The organism is Pseudomonas sp. S3(2024), from assembly GCF_036861315.1.
GTDB lineage: Bacteria > Pseudomonadota > Gammaproteobacteria > Pseudomonadales > Pseudomonadaceae > Aquipseudomonas > Aquipseudomonas putida_A.
In genome coordinates, this window is sequence record NZ_JAZAQQ010000015.1 from 76,890 (window position 1) to 84,562 (window position 7,673).

General features: G+C 60.6%; 6 protein-coding genes and 1 pseudogene. 4 read left to right on the top strand and 3 right to left on the bottom strand.

The annotated features are described in order from the left end of the window. Positions 1-19: 19 nt before the first annotated feature. Complete coding sequence (locus tag VLA07_RS25610) at positions 20-871, bottom strand: glycine betaine ABC transporter substrate-binding protein (protein WP_098967873.1); 852 nt, start codon at positions 869-871, stop codon at positions 20-22. A gap of 288 nt (positions 872-1,159) precedes the next feature. Here VLA07_RS25610 and VLA07_RS25615 point away from each other — a divergent pair, with 288 nt between their 5' ends. Further along, the gene (locus tag VLA07_RS25615) at positions 1,160-2,755 is read left to right on the top strand and encodes a glycoside hydrolase family 17 protein (RefSeq protein WP_333992331.1); all 1,596 of its coding nucleotides are present in this window, start codon (positions 1,160-1,162) and stop codon (positions 2,753-2,755) included. A 115-nt stretch (positions 2,756-2,870) separates the two neighbouring features. Here the strand turns inward: VLA07_RS25615 and VLA07_RS25620 are convergent, their stop codons facing one another. Continuing rightward, positions 2,871-3,239, bottom strand: coding sequence for a hypothetical protein (locus VLA07_RS25620; protein ID WP_333992333.1), 369 nt, complete (start codon positions 3,237-3,239; stop codon positions 2,871-2,873). 223 nt (positions 3,240-3,462) lie between these two features. On the opposite strand from VLA07_RS25620, the gene VLA07_RS25625 reads away from it, so the two are divergent. Further along, entirely contained in the window at positions 3,463-4,761 is a 1,299-nt protein-coding gene (locus VLA07_RS25625) for a serine/threonine protein kinase (RefSeq protein ID WP_027613946.1), read from the top strand. Continuing rightward, positions 4,754-5,542, top strand: a complete 789-nt coding sequence (locus VLA07_RS25630; protein ID WP_007969640.1) for an MlaA family lipoprotein — start codon at positions 4,754-4,756, stop codon at positions 5,540-5,542. The genes VLA07_RS25625 and VLA07_RS25630 overlap by 8 nt, the downstream gene beginning before the upstream one ends. A gap of 319 nt (positions 5,543-5,861) precedes the next feature. On the opposite strand, the pseudogene VLA07_RS25635 reads toward VLA07_RS25630, so the two are convergent. After that, positions 5,862-6,773 (bottom strand): annotated as a pseudogene (locus tag VLA07_RS25635) (DUF808 domain-containing protein); the annotation flags it as partial. Positions 6,774-6,907: 134 nt separating this feature from the next. Here VLA07_RS25635 and VLA07_RS25640 point away from each other — a divergent pair. Beyond that, positions 6,908-7,516 (top strand): TetR/AcrR family transcriptional regulator, encoded by a 609-nt coding sequence (locus VLA07_RS25640; protein WP_034151540.1) that lies wholly within the window; start codon positions 6,908-6,910, stop codon positions 7,514-7,516. Positions 7,517-7,673 lie beyond the last annotated feature (157 nt).

A 7,673-nucleotide genomic window follows, 5' to 3' on the forward strand; every position in this document is an offset into this window, starting at 1 on the left:
GGAGCTGCGTTGAGCGGAGTTATTTGGTCCAGTCAGCCACGCGATCCGGGTGCTTGGCGACCCAATCCTTGGCCGCCGCTTCAGGCTTGGCGCCGTCCTGGATGGCCAGCATGACTTCGCCGATCTCGTCTTTCGACGCCCACTGGAAGTTTTTCAGGAACTTGGCGACTTCCGGAGCCTTGGTCGCGAGCTCTTTGCTGCCGATGCTGTTCACGGTTTCAGCCGCGCCATACACGCCTTTCGGGTCGTCGAGGAAGCGCAGTTTCCACTTGGCGAACATCCAGTGCGGCACCCAACCGGTGACGGCAATCGATTCGTTCTTCTTCTCGGCACGGGTCAGCTCGGCAATCATGCCGGCGCCGGAACTGGCCTTGAGCGTATATTTGTCCAGGCCGTAATCCTTGATCGCCTGATCGGTTTTGAGCATCACGCCTGAACCGGCGTCGATGCCGACGATGCGGTTCTTGAAGGTGTCATCGGTCTTGAGGTCTTCGATCGATTTCGCCTTGACGTACTCCGGCACGATCAGGCCGATTTTCGCGTCCTTGAAGTTCGGGCCGTAATCGACGACCAGATCCTTGTTCTTCGTCCAGTACTCGCCGTGGGTCACCGGCAGCCATGCCGAGAGCATCGCGTCGAGTTTGCCGGTGGCCACGCCCTGCCACATGATCCCGGTGGCGACGGCTTGCAGCTTCACGTCGTAGCCGAGTTTCTGCTTGATCACCTCGGCCGCCACGTGGGTGGTCGCGACGCTGTCGGACCAGCCGTCAACGTAACCGATGTTCAGAGTCTGTTTTTCAGCGCTGGCGAATGTGGAACTCATCGCAAGTACCAGAGCGGCACCTGCGCCTAAAAGTCGTCGCATCTTCATCGTTTACTTCCCCGAAATGCTGCGCCCGACGGATGCCGGGCATCGTCAACGTATTGTTATGGTGCACAGCGCCCCCATCACGCCTGACCGCAAACTCGCTCGAATGCCAGTGGAGTACTGACGCTTTCGATCATCGGCCTGACGCCCGCAGCGACCTGCTCTGTCAGCGACCTCAATACAGCGAGAAACGACATCAGAAGGCCATTAATCGCCTCTGAATAATTGGCGCCAGACAATCCGCCCGAACTTTGCATGTGCAAATCATGCAGGCCACCAACCCGCGGATAAATGCAGGTAACATGCGTCGCTTTGCAGCCACTCGGCCTGATCATGTCCGCGACTTCCCGCTTCCCGTTTGTTCCTTATCTCTTCGCCTGCCTGCTCGGCCTGTTTGCCCTTGGCGGCTTCTGGTACGGCCTCGGCAAACCGGTGATCCTGCCGGACGCCGCGACCCCGACGCACAAGTTGCAATGCGCCTCCTACACGCCATTCGACAAGGACCAGTCGCCGTTCGACGTGCCGTTCAAGCTGCGCCCAGAGCGCATGGACGCCGACCTCGCCCTGCTGGCGACGCGCTTCGAATGCATCCGCACCTACTCGATGACCGGCCTCGAAGCCCTGCCGCAACTGGCGCGCAAGCACGGTCTGAAGTTGATGATCGGCGCCTGGGTCAACAGCAACCCGACGGACACCGAGAAAGAAGTCGACCTGCTGATTGCTTCGGCCAACGCCAACCCGGATGTGGTCAGCGCGGTGATCGTCGGCAACGAAGCGTTGCTGCGCAAGGAAGTCACCGGCGCGCAACTGGCGAAGCTGATCAACAAGGTCAAAAGCCAGGTCAAGCAACCGGTCACTTATGCCGATGTCTGGGAGTTCTGGCTCAAGCACCCGGAAGTCGCGCCGGCGGTGGATTTCCTGACCATTCACTTGCTGCCGTATTGGGAAGATGATCCGTCGAACATTGACGTCGCTCTGCAACATGTGGCGGATGTACGTCAGGTGTTCGGCAACAAATTCGCGCCCAAGGACGTGATGATCGGCGAAACCGGCTGGCCCAGCGAAGGTCGTCAGCGAGAGACCGCCCTGCCGAGCCGGGTCAATGAGGCGAAGTTCATTCGCGGTTTTGTCGCGATGGCCGAGAAGGAAGGCTGGCATTACAACCTGATCGAAGCGTTCGACCAGCCATGGAAACGGGGCAGCGAAGGTGCGGTCGGCGGTTATTGGGGCCTGTTCGACGCCGATCGTCAGGACAAGGGCGTGCTCGCCGGGCCAGTGACCAATGTGCCGTACTGGAAGGAATGGCTGGGCGTCGGTGGGCTGATTTTCCTCGGCACGCTGCTACTCGGCGGCCGGGTTCGCACCACGCAATCGGCGTTGGTTCTGCCCCTGCTTGCGGCAGTTGCAGCCTGCTCGATCGGCGCCTGGGGCGATCTGGCGCGAGTGACCACGCGGTTTGCCAGCGAATGGCTGTGGGTCGGCTTGCTGACAGCGTTGAATCTGTTGGTGCTGGCGCATGCCGCGCTGACCTTGAGCAACCGTCAGGGTTGGCGTGAACGGGCGTTCCATCTGCTGGAACGGCGTGCTGGATGGCTGGTTGCCGTGGCCGGTTTTGCGGCGGCGGTGATGATGCTGGAGATGGTGTTCGACGCGCGTTATCGCAGTTTCGCCAGCATGGCGTTCATCCTGCCGGCGCTGGTTTTCGTGTGCCGTCCGGTCAGCGTGCCACGCCGGGAAATCGCCCTGCTGACCTTTATCATCGGCGCCGGCATTGCGCCGCAGCTGTATGAAGAAGGATTGTTGAATCAGCAGGCGTGGGGCTGGGCGCTGGTCAGCGGGTTGATGGTGGCGGCGCTGTGGCGCTGCCTGCGGGTTCGCAAAGGCTGATCTCCCGAGGCCAGTCTGGCCCCTTCGCGAGCAAGCCCGCTCCCACATTTAATCGGGTTCCTCCATTTGGAATGCAATCGAATGTGGGAGCGGGCTTGCTCGCGAAGGCTGACTCTTAGGCGCTGCGGGACGCCCGGACCAACCGCAATCCGCCAATCACCAGCGCAAACACCGCCAGCGTCGTGTTGTACAACGCCAGCGCCGGCAACCCGAACACCAGCGCCAGCACCGCCAGCCACCACCCTGCCCGCCCCGGCAGCACAAAACCGAGCAGCGCCGCGCCCAACGCCGTCCAGCCCAGCACCTTGAAGTGGATCATCAGCCCCAGGTTCGAGCGCACCGTGCATTCCCAACGGCTCGCTTCATCGACGCAGATGCCAACCCACCGTCCGTCCTCCATAAAGCCATAACGCGCGCCATAACTGGCGGCCAGCCACAGCGGCAACAGCACGAGCAACAGAATCACGGGCAAGCGGCGGGACATGAATCACTCCAATCATCGAAATCGGCGGCCAGCTTAATCTGCCCGCACGCATTGGCAAGCACTAACAACTGTTAACTGGTCATCCGCGCCTTGCAAAGTGTATCGTCCAGCTACTATTACTCCGAATTCTGCCTGTTTGGTGCCGAGGCATGGCACTTTGGCGCGAGCCCGGTGGTCATAGCCTGCGAACTTCATTCGGCACCTTCCTTTAAGGGATCCAGTCATGCTCCGTTCCTTGCGCTTCGCCGCGCTGTTCAGCGGCCTTATTCTGAGTGCGTCCGCACTGGCGGTGGATATCGATGCCGCCAGTTATGGCTATCCCCTGACCAACCCGTTCGAGGCGACCATCGCCACCACGCCACCGGACCTGCGCCCGGAATTGCCGTCGAACGACGAGATCAATCAGTCCGACCACAGCATCACCCTGCGCCCGGAACGGGCCTTCATCCTCCCGGACAATTTCTGGGCGGTGAAAAAACTCACCTACCGCATCGCCGAGCAGGACAAACCGGCGCCGCTGATCTTCCTGATCGCCGGCACCGGTGCGCGCTATGACAGCACGCTCAATGAGTACCTGAAGAAGCTCTACTACAAGGCCGGCTACCACGTCGTGCAGTTGTCGTCGCCGACCAGCTTCGACTTCATCAGCGCCGCTTCACGCTTCGCCACCCCGGGCATCACCAAGGAAGACGCCGAAGACATGTACCGGGTGATGCAGGCCGTGCGTGCGCAGCATCCAAAACTGCCGGTCACCGAGTACTACCTCAGCGGCTACAGCCTCGGCGCGCTGGATGCCGCGTTCGTCGCGCATCTGGACGAGACCCGACGCAGCTTCAACTTCAAGAAAGTCCTGCTGCTCAACCCGCCGGTCAACCTCTACACCTCGATCAGCAACCTCGACAAACTGGTGCAGACCGAAGTAAAGGGCATCAACAACAGCACCACCTTCTATGAACTGGTGCTGAACAAGCTGACCCGCTACTTCCAGCAGAAAGGCTACATCGACCTCAATGACGCCCTGCTCTACGACTTCCAGCAGTCGAAGCAGCATCTGACCAACGAACAGATGGCGATGCTGATCGGCACTTCGTTCCGTTTCTCGGCGGCCGACATTGCCTTCACCTCCGACCTGATCAACCGTCGCGGCCTGATCACTCCGCCGAAATTCCCGATCACCGAAGGCACCAGCCTCACGCCGTTCCTCAAGCGTGCGCTGCAATGCGACTTCGACTGCTACCTTACCGAACAGGTGATTCCGATGTGGCGCGCGCGCACTGACGGCGGCAGCCTGCTGCAACTGATCGATCAGGTCAGCCTGTACGCACTCAAGGATTACCTGCACGACAGCCCGAAAATCGCCGTCATGCACAACGCCGACGACGTGATCCTCGGCCCTGGCGACCTCGGTTTCCTGCGCAAGACCTTTGGCGATCGCCTGACCGTTTACCCACTGGGCGGCCATTGCGGCAACCTTAACTACCGCGTCAACAGCGACGCCATGCTGGAGTTTTTCCGTGGCTAAATATCTCCTGCTGATTGCAGCGCTCCTCAGTGCAGGCGTGGCCCAGGCCGACAACAGCAAAGCCAACGCGCCGGTGGTGGTCGACAGCGATGGCTTCAAGGAGCCGCTGTCCAAACTCAAGTTCAACCCGGGGCTGGACCAGCGTGAGTTCGAGCGCTCGACGCTCAACGCACTCAACGTCTATGACCCGCTGGAGTCGTGGAACCGCCGCGTCTACCACTTCAACTACCGCTTCGACCAATGGGTGTTCCTGCCGGTGGTCGACGGCTATCGCTACGTGACGCCAAGCTTCCTGCGCACCGGGGTGAGCAACTTCTTCAACAACCTTGGCGACGTGCCGAACCTGGTCAACAGCCTGCTGCAGTTCAAGGGCAAGCGCTCGATGGAAACCACCGCGCGCCTGTTGCTCAACACCACTATCGGCATTGCCGGTCTGTGGGACCCGGCCACTGCCATGGGCCTGCCGCGCCAGAGCGAAGACTTCGGTCAGACCCTGGGCTTCTACGGCGTACCGGGCGGTGCCTACTTCGTCTTGCCGATCCTCGGCCCGTCGAACATTCGCGACACCGCCGGCCTGGCCGTGGACTACACCGCCGAATCGGCGATCAACTACCTGAACGTGTCGGAAGTCAGCTCCAACCACCCGGAAATCTGGGCCCTGCGTGCGGTCGACAAGCGCTACCAGACCAACTTCCGCTACGGTCAGATGAACTCGCCGTTCGAGTACGAGAAAGTGCGTTACGTCTACACCGAGTCGCGCAAGTTGCAGATTGCCGAGTAACCTCAGCGACAACAAAAAAGGGCCATTCGATGCAAATCGAATGGCCCTTTTTCATGGCACAACCTGGATCAAACGGTGGGAGCGGGCTTGCTCGCGAATGCGGTGAATCAGCCAGCACATTCTTCGACTGAGCCACCGCATTCGCGAGCAAGCCCGCTCCCACAGGGGTGATGTGTTTATCCTTTGATCGTGCGCCAGACTTTGCCGACCACCGAAACCACCGCCAGCACTGCCGCGCCCGCGATGATCCCCGCTACGCCATTGAGCAGCACAGGGACTGCGAACCCGGCGCTACCGGCCGCCACACCGACACTTTCAATCCAGTGATGCACCACGGNACTTTGCCGACCACCGAAACCACCGCCAGCACTGCCGCGCCCGCGATGATCCCCGCTACGCCATTGAGCAGCACAGGGACTGCGAACCCGGCGCTACCGGCCGCCACACCGACACTTTCAATCCAGTGATGCACCACGGGAATGCCGTGGGTGAGGATGCCGCCACCGACGAGGAACATTGCCGCCGTGCCGATCACCGACAGGCCTTTCATCATGTACGGGGCGGCGCGCAGGATTGCATTGCCGATGTTTTTTGCTGCCGCACCCGATTTCTGGGTCAGCCACAGGCCTAGATCGTCGAGTTTGACGATGCCGGCCACCAGGCCATAAACACCTACGGTCATGACGATGGCGATGCCCGACATGACGATCACTTGCTGGGTCAGCGATGCGTCGGCCACGGTACCAAGGGTAATGGCGATGATTTCCGCCGAGAGGATGAAGTCAGTGCGGATCGCGCCTTTGATCTTGTCCTTCTCGTAAGCCACCAGATCGGTGGTCGGTTCGGCCACCGCCGCGCTCAATTGCGCGTGGTCGGCATCATCTTCGGCCTTGCTGTGCAGGAACTTGTGCGCGAGCTTCTCGAAACCTTCGAAACACAGGTACGCGCCGCCGACCATCAACAGCGGCGTCACCAGCCATGGCACAAACGCACTGATCGCCAGGGCCGAGGGCACCAGGATCAGCTTGTTGAGGAACGAGCCCTTGGCGACCGCCCAGACCACCGGAATCTCCCGCTCGGCGCGCACGCCGGAGACTTGCTGGGCATTGAGCGCCAAGTCATCGCCGAGTACGCCGGCAGTCTTCTTCGCGGCCATTTTGCTCATCAACGCCACATCATCCAGAACGGTGGCAATATCGTCGATCAGCACCAGCAAACTGCTTCCTGCCATGAATCTTGTTTCCTTATGTGAATAATGCCGCGCAGCATACCGCGACTGCGGGCCACACGGGGCATTCTTGAGCCATGCGCGAGGCCGGTGCTACCATGCGCAACCGCCAGAACAGGCAAGGAACCACCGGGTTTATGAGCACAATCCGCGAGCGCAACAAAGAACTGATCCTGCGTGCCGCCAGTGAGGAATTTGCCGACAAGGGCTTCGCTGCGACCAAAACCAGCGACATCGCCGCCAAGGCAGGATTGCCCAAGCCCAACGTCTACTACTACTTCAAATCCAAGGAAAACCTCTACCGCGAGGTCCTGGAAAGCATCATCGTGCCGATCCTGCAGGCCTCGACCCCGTTCAACCCGGACGGCGTACCGAGCGAAGTGCTCAGCGGCTACATCCGCTCGAAGATCCGCATCTCCCGCGACCTGCCCTTCGCCTCCAAGGTGTTCGCCAGCGAAATCATGCACGGCGCTCCGCACCTGAGCGCCGACCTGGTCGAGCAGCTCAACAGCCAGGCCAAGCACAACATCGACTGCATCCAGAGCTGGATCGACCGCGGCCAGATCGCCCCGATCGACCCCAACCACCTGATGTTCAGCATCTGGGCCGCGACCCAGACCTACGCCGACTTCGACTGGCAGATCTCCGCAGTCACCGGCAAGGACAAGCTGGACGAGGCGGATTACGAGGCGGCGGCACAGACGATTATTCGGTTGGTGTTGAAAGGGTGTGAACCGGATCAGTGAGACCGCGCTGACGCCATCGCGAGCAGGCTCACTCCTACATTTGGAATGCGTTCCACTGTAGGAGTGAGCCTGTTGTGGTCGAATTTTTTTAGACCATGATGTAGGAGCGGCGATTTAAGGAAGCATCATGGGATATCGGGTTGTCACGTCAGAGGAA